This is a genomic window from Kaistia geumhonensis (assembly GCF_030815145.1).
Taxonomy (GTDB): Bacteria; Pseudomonadota; Alphaproteobacteria; order Rhizobiales; family Kaistiaceae; genus Kaistia; species Kaistia geumhonensis.
Genome location: NZ_JAUSWJ010000001.1, coordinates 2,954,247 through 2,971,489, shown reverse-complemented (window position 1 = coordinate 2,971,489; position 17,243 = coordinate 2,954,247). Strand labels below are relative to the sequence as shown.

The 17,243-nt window shown below is 69.2% G+C and carries 18 protein-coding genes; 4 read left to right on the top strand and 14 right to left on the bottom strand.

Annotation, left to right across the window (positions count from 1 at the left end):
* Window positions 1-413: 413 nt before the first annotated feature.
* The 5 genes from fdxA to QO015_RS14060 all read right to left on the bottom strand — a co-directional run bounded on the left by fdxA (window position 414) and on the right by QO015_RS14060 (window position 6,550).
* Complete coding sequence (gene fdxA / locus QO015_RS14080) at window positions 414-752, bottom strand: ferredoxin FdxA (protein WP_266278644.1); 339 nt, start codon at window positions 750-752, stop codon at window positions 414-416.
* Between the two features lie 131 nt (window positions 753-883).
* Window positions 884-1,282: an RNA-binding S4 domain-containing protein gene (locus QO015_RS14075; RefSeq protein ID WP_266278645.1), complete on the bottom strand. Its 399-nt coding sequence runs from the start codon at window positions 1,280-1,282 to the stop codon at window positions 884-886.
* A 95-nt stretch (window positions 1,283-1,377) separates the two neighbouring features.
* Window positions 1,378-1,797: an OsmC family protein gene (locus QO015_RS14070; RefSeq protein ID WP_266278646.1), complete on the bottom strand. Its 420-nt coding sequence runs from the start codon at window positions 1,795-1,797 to the stop codon at window positions 1,378-1,380.
* A gap of 51 nt (window positions 1,798-1,848) precedes the next feature.
* A complete protein-coding gene (locus tag QO015_RS14065) occupies window positions 1,849-5,148 on the bottom strand; it encodes a helicase-related protein (protein WP_266278647.1) in 3,300 nt (1,099 codons plus the stop codon).
* A gap of 487 nt (window positions 5,149-5,635) precedes the next feature.
* Window positions 5,636-6,550 (bottom strand): DUF3108 domain-containing protein, encoded by a 915-nt coding sequence (locus QO015_RS14060; RefSeq protein WP_266278648.1) that lies wholly within the window; start codon window positions 6,548-6,550, stop codon window positions 5,636-5,638.
* 276 nt (window positions 6,551-6,826) lie between these two features.
* Here QO015_RS14060 and rpmB point away from each other — a divergent pair, with 276 nt between their 5' ends.
* Window positions 6,827-7,123, top strand: coding sequence for a 50S ribosomal protein L28 (gene rpmB / locus QO015_RS14055; RefSeq protein WP_266278649.1), 297 nt, complete (start codon window positions 6,827-6,829; stop codon window positions 7,121-7,123).
* A 61-nt stretch (window positions 7,124-7,184) separates the two neighbouring features.
* Here the strand turns inward: rpmB and QO015_RS14050 are convergent, their stop codons facing one another.
* From QO015_RS14050 to QO015_RS14035, 4 genes are all read right to left on the bottom strand, one after another.
* Window positions 7,185-8,252, bottom strand: coding sequence for an esterase-like activity of phytase family protein (locus QO015_RS14050; RefSeq protein ID WP_266278650.1), 1,068 nt, complete (start codon window positions 8,250-8,252; stop codon window positions 7,185-7,187).
* Window positions 8,249-10,144, bottom strand: coding sequence for a cobaltochelatase subunit CobT (gene cobT / locus QO015_RS14045; RefSeq protein WP_266278651.1), 1,896 nt, complete (start codon window positions 10,142-10,144; stop codon window positions 8,249-8,251). The genes QO015_RS14050 and cobT overlap by 4 nt, the downstream gene beginning before the upstream one ends.
* Window positions 10,145-10,157: 13 nt before the next feature.
* The gene (gene cobS, locus QO015_RS14040) at window positions 10,158-11,144 is read right to left on the bottom strand and encodes a cobaltochelatase subunit CobS (RefSeq protein WP_266278652.1); all 987 of its coding nucleotides are present in this window, start codon (window positions 11,142-11,144) and stop codon (window positions 10,158-10,160) included.
* A gap of 95 nt (window positions 11,145-11,239) precedes the next feature.
* On the bottom strand, window positions 11,240-11,863 hold the full coding sequence (locus QO015_RS14035) for a J domain-containing protein (protein WP_266278653.1): 624 nt from the start codon (window positions 11,861-11,863) through the stop codon (window positions 11,240-11,242).
* 70 nt (window positions 11,864-11,933) lie between these two features.
* Here QO015_RS14035 and QO015_RS14030 point away from each other — a divergent pair, with 70 nt between their 5' ends.
* Window positions 11,934-12,194 carry a BolA family protein gene (locus QO015_RS14030; RefSeq protein WP_266278654.1) on the top strand — a complete coding sequence of 87 codons (261 nt, stop codon included), beginning with the start codon at window positions 11,934-11,936 and terminating at the stop codon, window positions 12,192-12,194.
* A 1-nt stretch (window position 12,195) separates the two neighbouring features.
* Here the strand turns inward: QO015_RS14030 and QO015_RS14025 are convergent, their stop codons facing one another.
* The 3 genes from QO015_RS14025 to QO015_RS14015 are packed head-to-tail and all read right to left on the bottom strand — an operon-like array spanning window position 12,196 to window position 14,644.
* Complete coding sequence (locus QO015_RS14025) at window positions 12,196-12,891, bottom strand: Crp/Fnr family transcriptional regulator (RefSeq protein WP_266278655.1); 696 nt, start codon at window positions 12,889-12,891, stop codon at window positions 12,196-12,198.
* A gap of 14 nt (window positions 12,892-12,905) precedes the next feature.
* Window positions 12,906-14,030 carry a 3-dehydroquinate synthase gene (gene aroB / locus QO015_RS14020; protein WP_266278656.1) on the bottom strand — a complete coding sequence of 375 codons (1,125 nt, stop codon included), beginning with the start codon at window positions 14,028-14,030 and terminating at the stop codon, window positions 12,906-12,908.
* Complete coding sequence (locus QO015_RS14015; RefSeq protein WP_266278657.1) at window positions 14,027-14,644, bottom strand: shikimate kinase; 618 nt, start codon at window positions 14,642-14,644, stop codon at window positions 14,027-14,029. Before QO015_RS14015 ends, aroB begins: the two co-directional genes overlap by 4 nt.
* A 142-nt stretch (window positions 14,645-14,786) precedes the next feature.
* Here QO015_RS14015 and QO015_RS14010 point away from each other — a divergent pair, with 142 nt between their 5' ends.
* Together QO015_RS14010 and QO015_RS14005 are read left to right on the top strand one after the other, a co-directional pair.
* Window positions 14,787-14,933: a histidine kinase gene (locus QO015_RS14010; protein WP_266278658.1), complete on the top strand. Its 147-nt coding sequence runs from the start codon at window positions 14,787-14,789 to the stop codon at window positions 14,931-14,933.
* An 11-nt stretch (window positions 14,934-14,944) separates the two neighbouring features.
* Window positions 14,945-15,928, top strand: coding sequence for a site-specific tyrosine recombinase XerD (locus QO015_RS14005; protein ID WP_266282339.1), 984 nt, complete (start codon window positions 14,945-14,947; stop codon window positions 15,926-15,928).
* A gap of 1 nt (window position 15,929) precedes the next feature.
* On the opposite strand, the gene QO015_RS14000 is transcribed toward QO015_RS14005, so the two are convergent.
* Complete coding sequence (locus tag QO015_RS14000) at window positions 15,930-16,565, bottom strand: NrsF family protein (RefSeq protein WP_266278659.1); 636 nt, start codon at window positions 16,563-16,565, stop codon at window positions 15,930-15,932.
* Between the two features lie 10 nt (window positions 16,566-16,575).
* Window positions 16,576-17,148 (bottom strand): sigma-70 family RNA polymerase sigma factor, encoded by a 573-nt coding sequence (locus QO015_RS13995; protein WP_266278660.1) that lies wholly within the window; start codon window positions 17,146-17,148, stop codon window positions 16,576-16,578.
* Between the last annotated feature and the right edge of the window lie 95 nt (window positions 17,149-17,243).

The following is a 17,243-nucleotide window of genomic DNA, read 5'->3' as shown; positions in this document are numbered from 1 at the left end:
AGACCGGAGGCCGGGCCGGGCGCACCCGCGCCAGGCCCATCGCTCCATGCGACCGGGCAGCTGCCGGGAAAAACGCATCCCGGCGGCGAACCACCCGGATCCGCCTCTCACACCTGTCAGCCGATGGAAAAAATCGCTGGCCCGCCGAAAGGCAGCTGGCGCCACGCACAATGGGTCGCGGATGTCCGCCGGCGGCGCCGGGGGGCACCACCAGAGGTTCATCGACTACCGAAAGTGGGGGCTTACCACCAACCAAACACCGATCTGGTGCGGCAACGCCGAAGGTTTTTACCGACTGTGTTGGTTATGTATCACAAAAGGGCGGAAAAACAAAGCTTTAACGCGCGGGTTCTCGCCCGCGCGCCGCCAGGAGGCGAATCGGTCGCAGTCCGGTGGCGCCAGCGGCGCCTGTCTCAGTCGCCCTCGCCGGGCTTCTCCGAGAAGTACTGCTCGAGCTTTCCATCGACGCCGTCAAAGGTCGCCGCGTCGGCCGGCGGCTCCTTGCGCAGCGTGATGTTCGGCCACTTCTCGGCATATTCGGCGTTGAGCTTCAGCCATTTGTCGAGGCCCGGCTCGGTGTCCGGCTTGATCGCCTCGGCGGGGCATTCCGGTTCGCAGACGCCGCAGTCGATGCATTCGTCGGGATGGATGACCAGCATGTTCTCGCCCTCGTAGAAACAGTCCACGGGGCAGACCTCGACGCAGTCGGTGTATTTGCAGCGAATGCAGTTATCGGTCACGACATAGGGCACGGCGATCTCCTCGCCCGCGGCGCGCCAGCCTCTCGGGCAGGGTTCTCGCAGGCAGGGTTTGGGTAAACAATTTGACCGGACGGTGCAAGGACGCCCCGGTGCGCCGGGACGCCGCGCCGAGAAAAGAACATCTAGTCTTCGCCCCCGTCCGCGACCGGCATTCCCGGAAAGCCGCCGCCCGCGCCATGAAGCGCATCGAGGGCCCGCCGGTCACGCTTCGTCGGCCGCGGACCGCCGCCGCTGCGGGCGACCGGGGCCGGCGGCGTCACTTCCTCATAGAGCTCCTGCGCCTCGCTGGCAGGGCCGCGACGCTCGCCGCTCGACAGCACCCGCACCACGCGGATCTGATGCTCGAGCGCGACCGTCAGCACGTCGCCCGGCTTCACCAGCCGGCTGGCGCTGTCGACCCGCTCGCGGTTCACGCGCACCGAGCCGGCCGCCACCAGCTTCTGGGCGAGCGTACGGGTGCGCGCGAAGCGTGCGAACCACAGCCACTTGTCGATGCGCTGCCGCTCTGGAGCCTCGGACATGGCCCTCCCGCGTCCCTGCCCTGCGCCGGGTCGGGCGATTCGCCGGCCTGACGCGGCGATGGTCGAGCGGTGGTGGCCAAATGTCCAGCGCAGGCTCAGCCGTGCCGAAGCACGATCCTCGGCGCACCATGGAGGGTGTTGCTGACAGTACAGAGCTCTTCCGCCCGCGCGGCGATCCGGGCGCGCTCACCCTCGTCGAGATCGCCCGCGATGGTGAGTTCCACGTGGAACGCCTCGACCCGGGACGGACCCTCCACGGCCTTTTCGCCATTCACGCGCGCCGTCGCCGTCTCGAAACGGTCGAGCAGCCCGAGTTCGCCCGCCGCGCTGCGGGCGCTGACGACGAGGCATCCGGCCAGCGCGGCGAAGAGCAGATCGAGCGGGCTGAAGCCGGCCTCCGACGGGCGCGTCGCGATCGGCATCGCGCCGCCGGTGACGCTCGTCACGCGCGGCGCGCCGAGGCGGCCCACCTCGGCCAGCGCGCCGGTCTCCCTCGTCCTGATCCTGCCGGGCACGCCGTCGCCCTTCCTCGAGCGCGGCTCAGCCGCCGCGCCCGGCTGACGCGCTCAGCTTCCGCGCTTCTTGGCCTCGAGATCCGCCTTCAGCGCCGCCAGCGCGGCGAAGGGCGAATTGGGATCGATCGGCCGCTCGCGGCGCGGCTCGTCGCGGCGCTGCTGCTGCGGCGCCGGGCCGCGACGCTGATCGCGATCGCCATGACGCTCGCCATGACGACGGTCTGGACGATCGCCCTCGGCCTCCGGGCCACGCTCGTTGTTGCGCCGATCCTGACGCGGGCCGCGATCCTCGCGGCGCGGACCCTTGGCCTCGCCACCGCGATTGTCCGGGCGGCGTCCCTCGGCGGGCGCGCCTTCCCCGCGCGGCTGGCCATGCTGCGGACGGCCGTCGCGACGCTGCTGTCCGCCCTCGCGGCGCTGCTCGCCGCCTTCGCCGCCAGCGGCCTGTTGCGGTCCGCGATGGCGATGGCCCCCGCGCCGCTCGTTCTGCTCGCGCGGCGGACGGCGATCGAAGCGGCCCGGCCGCCAGATCTCGATCATCGCCGGCTCCTCCGGCGCGGCCGCGGCGGCATCGTCCGTGGCGGCTGTCGCCGCCTCGACGGGCGCATCGGCCGGAGCCTCGGCTTCCGTGACCTCGGCGACGGGGGTATCCGCCTCGGCTTCTGCCGAAACGGCTTCGGCGGGCGCCTCGGCCGGCTCCGCAGGAGCCTCCGCAACGTCGGCCTCGCTCGCGGCCGGCACGGCGGCCTCGGCGGCCTCGCCCTCGGTCACGGCGTCCGAGACGGCCGCTTCTGCAGGCGCTTCGTCCGCCACGGGAGCGGCTTCGGACGCAGCCTCGACCGGCGCCGCGGGTGCCTCGACCGCGACAGGTGCGGCCGGCTTCGGCGGGGCCGGACGGCGCTCCATGCGGTAGCCGAGCGATTTCAGCACGCCGGCGAAGTCCTCGCCCGAGCAGCCGAGCAGCGACATCATCGAGACGGTGACGGTGAAGCCGTTGCCGTCGACCGCGCCATCGGGGGGCACCAGATTGTCGGGCGTCGGCTTCCAGGCGATCAGCGGGCGGATGATGTCGGCGAGGCGCTCGAGAATATCGAGGCGGACGGCGCGGTTGCCGGCGATGCGATAGCCGACGACCTTGTAGAGCGGCCGCGCGAAGGTGGGATCGACGAGGATCGTCGTGCGCCCGGACGAGGAGAGCTGCGGCAGTTCGGCGAGGCCGGGCGTATCGAGGCCCTGATTCTTCAGCGCCCAGAGCAGCGCGTTGAGCGCGCTCGGCGCCGGCTTCAGCAGCGCCGGCACATAGACATGGTAGGCGCCGAAGCGCACCCCGAGCTTGCGAAGGCCGGCGCGCGACTCCTGGTCGAGCGCCTTCAGGTCCTCGGCGATCTCGGACCGGTCGAGCACGCCCTGGCCTTCGACGAGGCGGAAGGCGATGCCGCGGGCGGGCGCGGTGAGCTCGGCGCCGGCAAGGAGGTCGAAGAGCGGCTTCAGCAGCGTCTCGATATGGCTCTTCAGCCAGAGATCGACCCGGTCCTGCACCCGCTCGCGCGACGGGCCGGTCAGCCCTTCATCGGCGAGAAGCAGGAGACGCGGCTTGAGGACATCGTCGGTCGAGATGATCTTCGCCACCGGCGCGCCCAGCCAGCGCAGGGTGCCGTCGCTCGACAGGGCGAATTCGGGATTGGGCGCCCGGCCGATCTTCTCGGCCCGCCGTTCCAGTTCGCCGGAAAGAGCCCGGTGCGCGACAGCCGCGATCGCCTTGGCGTCCGGTCCGTCGGCCTTGGGATCCGGCGTGAAGCGGAACCCCTGCAGGCTTCCGACATGCTGCCCCTCCACCAGCACGTCGCCGGACGAGGTGATTTCTGCTTCGAGCATCGCGTTTTCTCTCAGCCGCTTCATGAGGACGCTGGTGCGCCGGTCGACAAAACGCTGCGTCAATCGCTCGTGCAGCGCATCGGAAAGACGATCCTCTATCGCGCGCGTGCGCTCCTGCCAATGCCGAGGATCACGAAGCCAGTTCGGACGGTTGGCGGCGAAGGTCCAGGTCCGGATATGGGCGATGCGATTGGCGAGGGTATCGATGTCGCCGTCGGTGCGATCGGCGAAGGCGACCTGCCGGGCAAACCAGTCGTCCGGCACCGCCCCGTTGCGCGCAACGAAGCCGAAAATCTCTGTCACCAGTTCGGCGTGATTGGCCGGCGCGATGCGCCGGTAATCCGGAATCTGGCAGATATCCCACAAGAGCTGGACGCGCTCGCGCCGGTCGGCCAGCGCCTTGACCTCGGCATCACGCGCGACCCGCTCCAGAACGGCGACATCGACGGAAGGCGGCGCCTTGGAAAGGCCCTCCATCGCCGGCGGCTTCTCGAGGCTGATGCGCAGCGTGTCGAGCGTGCGGAAATCGAGTGACCGGTTGCGCCATTGAAGCGTACGCACCGGCTGAAACTGGTGATTCTCCAGCGCCTCGACGAGATCGTCGTCGAGCGGATCGACCTGGCCGGTGACGCCGAAGGTGCCGTCGCGGGTGTGACGGCCGGCGCGGCCGGCGATCTGCCCGAACTCGGACGCCGTCAGGCGGCGATACTGATAGCCGTCGAACTTCCGCTCCTGCGCGAAGGCGACATGATCGACGTCGAGATTGAGCCCCATGCCGATCGCATCGGTGGCGACCAGAAATTCGACATCGCCGTTCTGGAACAGTTCGACCTGGGCGTTGCGGGTGCGCGGCGACAGCGAACCGAGCACAACGGCGGCGCCGCCGCGCTGACGACGGATCAGCTCGGCCACCGCATAGACCTCATCGGAGGAGAAGGCGACAATGGCCGAGCGGCGCGGCAGGCGGGTGATCTTCTTCGAGCCGGAATAAGTGAGAAGCGACATGCGCGGCCGTGTGATGACGGTCACACCCGGCAGGAGCTTCTCGATGATGCCGCGCATGGTGGCGGCGCCGAGCAGCAGCGTCTCGTCGCGGCCGCGCAGATTGAGGATGCGATCGGTGAAGACATGGCCACGCTCGAGATCGCCGGCGAGCTGGATCTCGTCGATGGCGAGGAAGGACGCGTCGGTCTCCGACGGCAGCGCCTCCACCGTGCAGACCCGGTAGCGCGGATGAGCCGGAATGATCTTTTCTTCGCCGGTGATGAGCGCCACCGCCTCGGTGCCGACACGCGCGGCGATGCGGCCATAGACCTCGCGGGCAAGGAGGCGCAGCGGCAGACCGATGACGCCGCTCGAATGGGCGAGCATGCGCTCGATCGCGAAATGGGTCTTGCCGGTATTGGTCGGACCGAGAACGGCCGTAACGCCGCGGCCGCCTGCTCCGGCGCCCGTGGCTCTGATGCTGTCCGTCATGGGGCGGGTGGTCTCACCTCGGCATTGGGCGGAAGGATCGTCGGAGCGCCCGAAGACAGGACCACATCCGCCGCTACGAACAACTCAGGAACAAAAGCGGCCCGAATCGCTGACCGGCACGGCTTCCCGTTCTGTTCCCGCCGCGACATGAACAAGTATATGGGGAGTGCCGGGCCGCAATCTACCGCCAAACCGGCCCATGCGGAAAAAAGCCGGCGCGCCGCCTCGCCGCCGAAGGTTAAGGAAGGATGAGCGGGATCGCGACGAATTGAGCGATCGGCCTTAACCTTCGGTCCGGAGCGGGAACAGAGCGCGGACGAATCGCTGGGAACCCCGGTTTCCCGCTTCGTTCCTCCGATATCTCGCGGCTCTTCCCGAGCCGGCCACCATATCTCGACACAGCCCGACGGCGGTCGCGAGACGATGGATACGAGAACGCCGGCCGCGCGTTCACGAAGCGCGGCCGGCGTCCCGAAATCGGACAGGTTCAGTTGGAGGCGGCGCGCTTCACGTCGTCGCCGTTCGCCGCGAAGCGCGAGGCGTGGATGGTGAGCACGCCGGCCTCGGTGCCGATCTGCATGCGATAGGGCAGCATCACCCCGACATCGGCGGCGGGCGCGAGCCAGACCTCGAGATTGGTGTTGCGCTCCATGAACTTCACCGCCTCGCGGCTCGGCCGATGGCCGGCGACCGGCACATAGCGGGCGCCGCAGACATAGACCGTCCCCGAATAGGAGCCGTTCTCGCCCTTCACCTCGGCGGTCGACTTGTAGAAGAGGCGGATGTCGAAGCGCTGCCAGCCGTCGAAGACGGGAATCGTGCGGTTGCAGGCGCGCGCCATATTGGCGGGATAGAGCGGCGCGATCATCGCGGACAGCGGATCGACGATGTGGTGCTTGTGCTGCGGCAGCAGCGGCACGCGGTCTTCCCTGATCGGCAGGGGCGGCAGCGCCGTCGCCGAGACGATGGTGCCCGAGCGCATGCGCATGTCGACGATGCTCGAGGTCTCGCCGTTCTCGGTGGTGTCGAGGTAGTAGCTGGCCGGCAGGATGGCGCCGCCCGCGAGGCGGCCGCTGCTCTTGAGCAGGCCCGTGCCGTCGGAGACGAGGCGCGAGATGCCGCTCGTCGTTCCCTTGATGGTGATCGCATAATTCGGCTGGTCGACGGTGGCGTCCAGCCTGAAGCGGCCGATGGTGATGCCGTTGAGGCCCATGGTGTAGGTGGCGGAAACCGAACCGCTGCGCGGCGCGGCGAGCCCCTTCTTGGGCGAGGCGGCGTCGGCGGGGGCGCCGGCGGACACCATCAAGGCAAGCATCCCCGCGAGCGCCCCGGCCGCGAAGCCATGGCCGACCCTCCGCCGCTCAGCCGGCTGCGCCTCGTGCGTCCTCGCCATCGGGGTCATGCTTGCTGCTCCACGCTTCTACCCGCGCGCCGCAGCCGCGGCCCGCCATTCATGCTCGCATCACTTCATTAACCATGATGCGCGCAAAGTTCTGACCAAAGTGTTAGCCTTCCCGTATCGATCGATGAAGGAACGCGGCCGCGCCGGTCTCGCGCCGATACCCGGCAAAGCTTGACGGACGCGGCTTCCCTCTCTATGAGAAGCGCCACTTTCGAAAGAACTGGCCGTGTTGGATGCCGAGGCCGGCGCGCGCGGCAGATGAGAAGGATTTTCGTAATGTCGCGAGTTTGCGAGCTGACCGGCAAGGCCGTGCTGACCGGCAATACCGTCAGCCATGCCAACAACAAGAGCCGCCGCCGCTATCTGCCCAACCTCGTCAATGTGACGCTGATGAGCGATGCGCTGGGCCAGAGCTTCAAGCTGCGTGTCTCGGCCTATGGCCTGCGCTCGGTCGAGCATCGTGGCGGCCTCGACGCGTTCCTCGCCAAGGCCGACGAGAGCGAGCTTTCGGATCGCGCCCGCGTCCTGAAGCGCAAGATTGCCGACAAGCAGTCGGCCGCCGTCGCCGCCTGATCGGCCGGCACCAACGGAATTCGGAAAGGCCGCCGCGAGGCGGCCTTTTTGTTTGCGGGCGTCAGTTAAGCGCGGTGGACGGGCCGAGCCAGACGAATTCGAGCAGCAGCGTGCGCTGGAACGGGTTCTGGTTGTCGTCGGAGACGAGCGTCACGCGCATGCGGCCGTCGTCATCGGTCGAGACCGCGAGACCTTCCATGTTGTCGATCTGGTCGGCCATCGAGGCCTCCATCATCACCGGACCGTCGACCACCGCGCCGGGCCGGATCGCGCCGGCCGGAATGCGGCGGAGCCGCATGTTGACGCCGACCGGCAGCGCCGTGACGCGCCGTTCGAGCAAGAGCAGGTCGCCGTCCGGCATGAAGGCGCCGTCGGTCACGTCGTAATCATCGCTGCGGACGACGGAGAAGGCGCCGGCGCGCGGGCCGCGCACCACCCAGGCCCGATGATTGCCGGCGGCGTCCAGCGACTGCTCGGAGACGATGACCGGCGACCCGGCCAGCGGCCCCGAGGCGGGCGCGATCGCCACCGTCTCCAGCCCCTGGTTTCCCACCATGCCGCGCGCGCTCTTCGGCAGCGCGACGGGCGTCGCCCGCGCGAGCGAGGGATCGGTCTTGAAGCGGTAGAACTTCAAGGTGTTGCTCTGCTCGAAGGTGACATAGGCGCCGCTGCCGTCGGGCGCGAGGCGCACGGCCTCTGCATCCGCCCTGGAGCGGCGGAGAAGAGGGCGGCCCTTGTCGTCGAGCATGACGCCGGAGCGCGTCTCCTCGACGCCGACGAGATGGCCGCTGGCGCGCACGAGCCGACCCGTCAGCCAGCGGCCGATATCGGCGACGGCGATGAAGCGACTGCCGTCCGGGCCGATATCGATGCCGGAAAAGCTGCCGAAGCGGCGCTCGTTCGACGAGAGGATCAGCCCGCCGCGGAACTCGAACTCGCCGAAGCGGGTGGCGTCGCCATTGCGCTGGAAGCGCTGGATCGGTTCGGCATGGACCGTGACCGGCCGCATGCCGGGCTTCTGGTCGCTCGCGGCGAGGGCCGGGGCGACCAGCCCGGGAGCGGACGAAAGTGGCGCCGCGAGGGCGGCGGCCAGAGCTAGAGCCAGGGCGGCGCGAAGCGGATGCCTCACGCGGCCCGCCTCCCGCGACCGGGCTGCGCGCCGCCGGTCCCCTTCTCGTCGAAGAGCTCGGCGAGCTTCTCGGTCATCGCGCCCGCGAGTTCCTCGGCATCGACGATGGTGACGGCACGCTTGTAATAGCGCGTCACGTCGTGGCCGATGCCGATGGCGATCAGTTCCACCGGCGAGCGGTTCTCGATCTCGTCGATGACGAAGCGCAGATGCCGCTCGAGATAGTTGCCGGTGTTCACCGAAAGCGTCGAATCGTCGACCGGCGCGCCATCCGAGATCATCATCAGGATGCGGCGCTGCTCGGAGCGAACGAGCAGGCGCTTGTGCGCCCAGTCGAGCGCCTCGCCGTCGATGTTCTCCTTGAGGAGACCCTCGCGCATCATCAGGCCGAGATTGCGCCGCGCACGGCGCCAGGGCGCATCCGCCGCCTTGTAGATGATGTGGCGCAGATCGTTGAGCCGGCCGGGCGAGGCGGGCTTGCCGGCCTGAAGCCAGGCCTCGCGCGACTGGCCGCCCTTCCAGGCGCGCGTCGTGAAGCCGAGGATCTCGACCTTGACGCCGCAGCGCTCGAGCGTGCGGGCGAGAATGTCGGCGCAGGTCGCGGCAACCGTGATCGGCCGACCGCGCATCGAGCCGGAATTGTCGATCAGCAGCGTCACCACCGTGTCGCGGAAGTCGGTGTCCTTCTCGATCTTGAAGGAGAGCGGCTGCATCGGATCGGTCACGACGCGGTGGAGCCGCGCCGGATCGAGGATGCCCTCCTCGCGGTCGAAGTCCCAGGACCTGTTCTGCTGCGCCATCAGGCGGCGCTGCAGGCGGTTGGCGAGACGGCCGACCGCGCCCTGGAGATTGGCGAGCTGCTTGTCGAGGAAGCCGCGCAGCCGGTCGAGCTCGGCGGAATCGCACAGATCCTCGGCCTTGATCGTCTCGTCGAAACGGGTCGTGAAGGCCTTGTAGTCGGTCGAAGGCAGCGGCCGGGTCAGCGGCGGCTCGGGGCGGCGCTCCTCGCCGGCATCGCGGGCGTCCTCCGACTCCTCGCCCTCGGTGTCCTCCTCGGTCGAGCTCTCGGTCGTCTCGGTATCGCCGGCGTCGGTCTCGTCGCCGGTCGCCTCCGATTCCTCGGCCGCCTCGCTCTCGGCCTGCTCGGCCTGTTCCGACGCGCTCTCCTGCTCGGCGCCCGAATCGTCGCTCGCCTCGCCGTTCTGCTCGTTCTCGTCCTCGCCGCCCTCGCCGAGCTCGTCGCCCATCTCGAGCGAGGCCAGCAGCGAGCGGACGGCCGAGGCAAAGCGCTTCTGGTCGCCGACGGTGTTCTCCAGCCGGTCGAAGCCGTCGCCGGCCTTGTCCTCGATCCAGTCGCGCCAAAGATCGACGATCTTCCGGCTCGATTCCGGCGGCGCGAGGCCGGTCAGCTTCTCGCGGACGAGCAGCGCGACGGCATCCTCGAGCGGCGCCTCGGAGCGCTCCGTGATGTCCTGGAAATTGCCGCGATGGTAGCGGTCCTCGAGCATCGCCGAGAGATTGCTGGCGACACCGTCCATCCGCCGCGCGCCGATCGCCTCGACGCGGGCCTGCTCGACGGCGTCGAACACGGCGCGGGCATTCTTGCCCTCCGGCGCGACGGTGCGATGCAGGGCCTGGTCGTGGCAGGCGAGGCGCAGCGCCATCGAATCGCCGAGGCCGCGCGTCACCGCGATCTCGCGCGCCGTCGGCTTGCGGCCGGGCTCGGGCAGGCGCGCCCGGAGCCCGGTCAGCGCCGGACGGTCGTTCGAATAGGTGACCTCGAGATCGGCCTTGCCGGAGATGGCGCGCACGCAGCCGGCGACGGCCCGCTTCAGCGGCTCCGTCACAGGCTCGCCGGCCTTGCCCTTGGCGTCGATGTTGGATCCGCTCATCGCGACCCCAGCCTTACGAAAGGACGACGTTCGCCGCCGATTCCGCCAGCTCCTCGCCGAAGGCGCGCTGGTAGAACTCGGCCACCAGCGTGCGCTCGAGCTCGTCGCACTTGTTGAGGAAGGTCACGCGGAAGGCGAAGCCGATATCGCCGAAGATCTCGGCATTCTCGGCCCAGGTGATGACCGTGCGCGGGCTCATGACGGTCGAGAGATCGCCGTTCATGAAGGCCGAGCGGGTCATGTCGGCGAGGCGCACCATGCGCCCGACCAGCGCCCGCCCCTTCGGATCGGCGAAATGCTTCGCCTTGGACAGGACGATCCCGACCTCGTTGTCATGCGGCAGGTAGTTGAGCGTCGTGACGATCGACCAGCGGTCCATCTGGGCCTGGTTGATCTGCTGCGTGCCGTGATAGAGGCCCGACGTGTCGCCGAGGCCGACCGTGTTGGCGGTGGCGAACAGGCGGAAGGCCGGATGCGGGCGGATGACCCGGTTCTGGTCGAGCAGCGTCAGGCGACCCGAGCTTTCCAGCACGCGCTGGATCACGAACATGACGTCCGGGCGGCCCGCGTCATACTCGTCGAACACGAGCGCGACGTTGTGCTGATAGGCCCAGGGCAGGATGCCGTCGCGGAATTCCGTGACCTGCTTGCCTTCCTTGATGACGATCGCGTCCTTGCCAATCAGGTCGATGCGGCTGATATGGCTGTCGAGATTGACGCGGATGCACGGCCAGTTGAGGCGCGCGGCGACCTGCTCGATATGCGTCGATTTGCCCGTGCCGTGATAGCCGGTCACCATCACGCGGCGGTTGCGCGCGAAGCCGGCGAGGATCGCCAGCGTGGTGGCGCGGTCGAACAGATAGTCGGGATCGGCATCCGGCACATGCTCGTTCGGCGCCGAGAAGGCGGGAACGACAAGCTCGCTCTCGAAGCCGAACAGCTCCTTGACCGACACCTTGATATCGGGAAGGGAGGCGCGGTCGCTCGTGGTCTCAGTCATATTGGCTCCGTCGCGCCCGGAGGACGCTTCAGGTCGGTTCTTCGCGAGGGGAGAAACCGGGGATTAAGGGAGGCCTCCAAGGCCATCATGGCGTTCTAGCAGAAGCCGGCGGCCTTGAGGAAGTTGTAAGCCTGGATGATTTCTCGAAGGCGGTCCTCCGAGGAGCGGTCGCCGCCATTCGCATCCGGGTGGTAGAGCTTCACGAGGCTCTTGTAGCGGGCCTTGATCGCCTCGGCCGTTTCCGACCCCTCGAGGTCGAGCGTATCGAAGGATTTCTTCTCCAGCGTCTTCAGCCGCCGCTTCGGCGCGGCCTCGGCGGCCGGATCCGGCTTGAAGCCGCGCTCGAACATGTCGAACGGATCGCGCAGCCCCCCGGTCCAGTCGCGCGTCGAGGCGCGGCGCACATTCTCGCGCTGCTCGCCGGCCGAATTGACGCCCATGGTCCAGGTCGGCCGGTGGCCGGTGATGGAATCCTTCTGATAGGCGGCGATGTCGTCGTCGCCCATGCCGGAAAAGTAGTTGTAGGACTTGTTGTAGAGGCGGACGTGGTCGATGCAGAAATGGTGATACTGCCCCTCGCGGCCGCGACCCTTCGGGGCCTTGTGCGTACCCGCGGCATCGCAGCCCTCCCAGCCGCAGCGGAAGGCCGACTCGCGCGGCATCGCATCGCCGGGCGGCTTGATGCGGATGCGATCGAAGATTTTTGAATCGAGCTTCATCGGTCGATTATGCTGGCCGCGCATCGGCCGGACAAGGCGATGCAGGCGATTGAGGTGAACGGAGCGTCGGATGGATACGCGCGAGAGGATCGCGAGGCGGCTGGAGGAGGCCCTGCAGCCGGAGACCCTAGATGTGATCGACGAGTCGGATCTGCACAAGGGCCATCATGGCGCACGGCCGGGCGGCGAGACACATTACCGCGTCCGCGTCACGGCGGCAGCCTTCCGGGGCAAGAGCCGCGTCGAGATGCACCGGATGATCAACGCGGTGCTCGCCGACGAGCTCGCCGACGGCGTGCATGCGCTGGCGATCGAGGCGAAAGCCGCCTGATCTAGCGCGCGGGGCGCGTGCGGGCGCGGTTCGAGGCGACGAGCTTTCGCGCCAGCGCCGAGCCGATGGCATGGTAGACGCCGGCCGCGAGGCGCGGATCGGCCTCGCCGGCCGCCTTGAGCTGCCCGGCATCGAGCGCGATCACCTGCAGGGGCGTCAGTGCGCGGACGCTCGCCGTCGCCGGCGCACCGGCGAGGAAGGCGACCTCGCCGATGAAGGCGCCGCGCGCGAGGCGGGCGAGCCGCGCTCCGTTCGCCGCCACGACCTCGGCCTCGCCGGCCACGACCAGATAGACGGCGGTCACCGGGGCGCCCTCCGCCACCAGCGGCGCGCCGGGATCGAGATCGACCAGCTCGCCGAATTCCACGATCCGCGCCAGTTCCTCGTCGTCGAGTTCGGTCAGGCTGTCGCGCAGCAGCGCTCCGCCGCTGACATGGTCGACGAGCCGCCGCGCGGCGACGAGCGTCCAGAGGCGATAGAGATTGATGAGGATGAACAGCGTGCTCCAGGCGATGCCCGTATAGAGCGGCACCGGCGCCAGCGCGTAATAGACGATGAGACAGGCGAAGGAGAGGATCAGCAGCACCCGCAGCCACACCATGTTGGTGAGGAACAGCGAGATGGCCATGAGCAGGAAGCCGGCATGCCCCGGCAGGTCGAGCGCATTGCCGAAGAAGAGGCTGAGCACGTCGAGCATCGCCTCTTCCTTCGTCAGAGCGTGTCGGCGAGGAAATCCCGCACGGCGGAGGGCGGCACGTCCTTTGCGATGAAGGCCTGCCCGATGCCGCGCGTGAGGATGAAGGTCAGCGTGCCGCGCGACACCTTCTTGTCCTGCGCGATCAGCGCCATGAGCCCGTCGGCATCCGGTAGATCGCCCGGGATCTCGGAAAGCTCGGTCGGAAGGCCCACCGCGCGAAGATGCGTCGTCACCCGTGCGGCATCGTCGGGCGAGGCGAGATTCATGCGCGCCGAGAAGCGATGCGCCAGCACCATGCCGATCGACACCCCTTCCCCATGCACGAGGCGCTGCGAATAGCCCGTCGCCGCCTCGAGGGCGTGGCCGAAGGTGTGGCCAAGATTGAGGAGGGCGCGATCGCCGGTCTCGGTCTCGTCGGCGCCGACGACCTTCGCCTTGGCGCGGCAGCTCGTCGCCACCGCATGTTCGCGCTCGGGTCCGCCGGCAAAGACGCCGCGCCAGTTCCCCTCCAGCCAGGCGAAGAAGGCGGGATCGTCGATCAGCCCGTATTTGGCGACCTCGGCATAGCCGGCGCGGAATTCGCGCGGGGTGAGCGTATCGAGCAGCGCCGTATCGGCGATGACGAGGCTCGGCTGGTGGAAGGCGCCGACGAGGTTCTTGCCCTCGGGCGTGTTGATGCCTGTCTTGCCGCCGACGGAGCTGTCGACCTGCGCCAGCAGCGAGGTCGGCACCTGCACGAAGCGCATGCCGCGGCGGACGATCGCGGCGGCGAAGCCGGACAGATCGCCGATCACGCCGCCGCCGAGCGCCACGACGATGTCGCCGCGCTCCAGGCGGGCGGCGAGGATGCCGCGCACCACGCTTTCGAGAATGGCGAAGTTCTTGGAGCCTTCGCCGGCCGGCACGTCGATGCCGACCGAGGCGATGCCGGAGGCCTCCAGCGCATCGGCGAGACGCTGGCGATAGAGCGGCCCGACATGGGCATCGGCGACGATGGCGGCCCGAACCTTCGGCAGGCGCCGCGCGATCTCGGCTCCGGCGTCGTCGATCAGGCCACGCCCGATCAGGATGTCGTAGGAGCGCGCGCCGAGGTCGACACCGACGCGGATGGCGGCGGAGGAGGAGGCCGGATGGGTCACGTGGAAGCACTTTCGGAAGGCGCGGCGTCCGCGGGCGGGACGGCCAGGAAGGTAGCGAGCGCGGTCACCACCTCCTCCGCCACCACGTCATGCGGCACGTCGCGCGAGAGGATATGGATGTCCGAGGCGGCATAGACGGGATAGCGCTCGTCCATCAGCCGCCGCATGGTCGCCTCGGGGTCGGCAGTCTGGAGGAGCGGCCGGTTGGAGCGCTTCCTGACCCGCGCCATCAGAATGTCGAGCTCGGCGCGCAGCCAGATCGAGACGCCGCCCGCCGCGATCGCCGCGCGGGTCTCGGCGTTCATGAAGGCGCCGCCGCCGGTCGCGAGCACCTTCGGCCGGCCGTCGAGCAGGCGGCGGATCACCCGCCGCTCGCCGTCGCGAAAATAGGCCTCGCCATGGCGGGCGAAGATCTCGGGAATGGTCGCGTCCGCCGCCTTCTCGATCTCGGCATCGGCATCGACGAAGGGGAGGTGCAGCCGCGCAGCGATCCGCTTGCCGACCGAGGTCTTGCCGGCGCCCATCAGCCCGACCAGAACGATCGAACGGCCGCCGAGCGCCTCGACGAGCGCGCTCTCGGCCGTCACACCGCCTCTGTTCGTGTCCTGCTGCATCCGTCCCCGCCATGAAAGTCCCGTGCGGACGCCTCTGGTAGAGCGGCAGCGGCGGAAGCTGTCAAGCGAGCGCGGCCATGCGGTCTTGTCATCGCCGGCGCGCCTGTCCTATCGAGAAGCTGCCCGGAGGAATGCCCTCGCCATGCCGACGCTGACGCGCTTCGCCCTGCTTCTCGTGCTGGTCGGCCTCGCGCTCTATGGCGCGGTGTTCGCGCTCGCCACGTTCATCGAGCCTAAACCGCGCGAGATCACAATCCGCGTTCCGACGGACAGACTGCTGAAGGACTGACCATGGCCGCGATGGAGCCCGCTCCGACCGAGGAGGCCGCGCAACGGGCTCTGCGGGGCTCGCTCGGCAGCGATCTCGAGACCTTCCTCGAGATGATGAGCGCCGAGCGCGGCGCCGCGCCGAACACGCTCGATTCCTATCGCCGCGACGTCGAGGACTATGGCAGCTTCCTCGCCCGGCGCCGGACCAGCCTCCGCACGGCATCGCCCACCGATATCCGAGCCTATATGGCCGAGCTCGAGGCGCGCGGCTACGCCGCCTCCTCGGCCGCCCGGCGCCTCTCGGCCCTCCGCCAGCTGCACCGCTTCCTCTTCGCCGAGGGCATCCGCACCGACGATCCGACCGGCATCGTCGCGGCACCGAAGCGAAAGCCGCCGCTGCCGAAGATCATGTCCGAGGCGGAGGTGGAACGGCTGCTCACGGAGGCCGAGGCTGCCGTCGCCCGTGCCGATACGCCGCCGGCGAGGCTGAGGGCGGCGCGGCTCGCGGCGCTGCTCGAGACACTCTACGCCTCGGGCCTGCGCGTCTCCGAGCTGGTCGCCCTGCCGGCGACGGCGGCACGGCCCGACCTCCGCATGCTCATGATCCGCGGCAAGGGCGGGAAGGAGCGCATCGTGCCGCTCACCGAGCGCTCGCGCGCCGCCATCGGCCGCTTCATGATGCTCCGCCGCGAGGCCGAGGGCGACAAGCCCGCCGGCCCGTGGCTCTTCCCGGCGATCAGCGAAAGCGGCACGCTGACCCGCCAGGCCTTCGCACGCGACCTGAAGGCGCTCGCGGCGAGCGTCGGCATCGCCCCGGCGCGCGTCTCGCCGCATGTGCTGCGCCATGCCTTCGCCAGCCACCTCCTGCAGAACGGCGCCGATCTCCGCATCGTCCAGCAGCTGCTCGGCCATGCCGACATCTCGACGACGCAGATCTATACACATGTGCTGGAGGAGCGGCTGAAATCGCTCGTCGCCGACCATCACCCGCTGGCGCGGACCGCCGCCGACTGAATCACCAGGCAAGCAGGCGGCGACCGATCACGGCGCCCACGGCGGTGACCGCGGCGATGCCGATTCCGTACCAGACGAGCACGAAGAGCGGCGAATCGTCGGTGCAATGGAAGGCGTAGAGCGTCGCGCCGATGCCGCCGGCCGCGAGGCCTGCCACGGCCCCCGCCAGCGCCGGCCGCGTCGGGGCCCCCTGCCGAAATGCGATGAGCAGCGCGGCGAGGACGGGCGCCGCCATCAGCGGCACGAGAACCACGCAGTAGCGGGCATTGTGGCCCATGAGCCCCGGCATCCAGCTGTCGGGTCCCATCGCGCCGAGCTCTCCCGCGACGCCGAGCGCGAGGATGCCGAACGGCAGGAACAACGCCACCGCGCGCGGCGCCGAGCGCTGACCGGGCCGCACCATCGCCAGCACCACCGCCATGGCGGCGATCGCCAGCGAGACGGTGAAGCCGAATTTCACCATGAGCCGCGGCGTCATCATCGCGCCGGCGAGATCGGGCCGTACGCGCAGGAAGAGGACGAAGAGCAGCGCCGCGCCGATCAGCCCGGCCGGAAGCAGAAGCGCAACCGCCCTTGCCGGAGCCGGCGCGCGGCGCTCGTCCTCCGCCATCGCCCTGATGAGATCGTCCGTCCTCATGATGCGGTCCTCATTCTGCTTCCGCGGCGCGCAGCCGCGCGGCGAGACCGGCAAAGGCCCGGTGCAGCGTCACCCGCACGGCGCCCGGCGTCATGCCCTCGCGTTCGGCGGTCTCGCCCACCGATGCGCCGTCGACGGCGAGCGCCTTCAGCACGGCGCGCTGCTTGTCCGGAAGCATGGCGAGATGGCGCTCGACCTCGGCCGAATCGGCGCCGGGCCGCTCCTCCGCCGCCGGGATGACCTCCACGAAATCCTCGATCGGCAGTTCCACCCGCCGGCCGCGGCGCCGCACGTGATCGACGAGCTTGTTGCGCGCGACGGTGTAGAGCCATGGGCCGAACGGATCGGCAGGCCGCCAGGTGTGGCGCTTCAGATGGATCGCGAGCAGCGTCTCCTGCACGATATCCTCGCTTTCGGACGGAGAGAGGCCCATGGCGGCGAGCCTGCGCCGCGCCGTCGCCCTCAGGACAGGCGCAAGCTCGGCGAGAAGACGGCGATAGGCCGCCTGGTCGCCGGCGAGCGCATCGCGCATCAGCCGGGCCCATGCCTCGTCGCGTCGATCGGCTGCTGCCCGTCCCGTCATTCCATGCGTCCGACATCCATTACGCGGCCGTGACCGGGAACGTTACAGGCCCGACGCGATTTCCGCGATGGGCATGCTGTCCGGCGGATGGATGC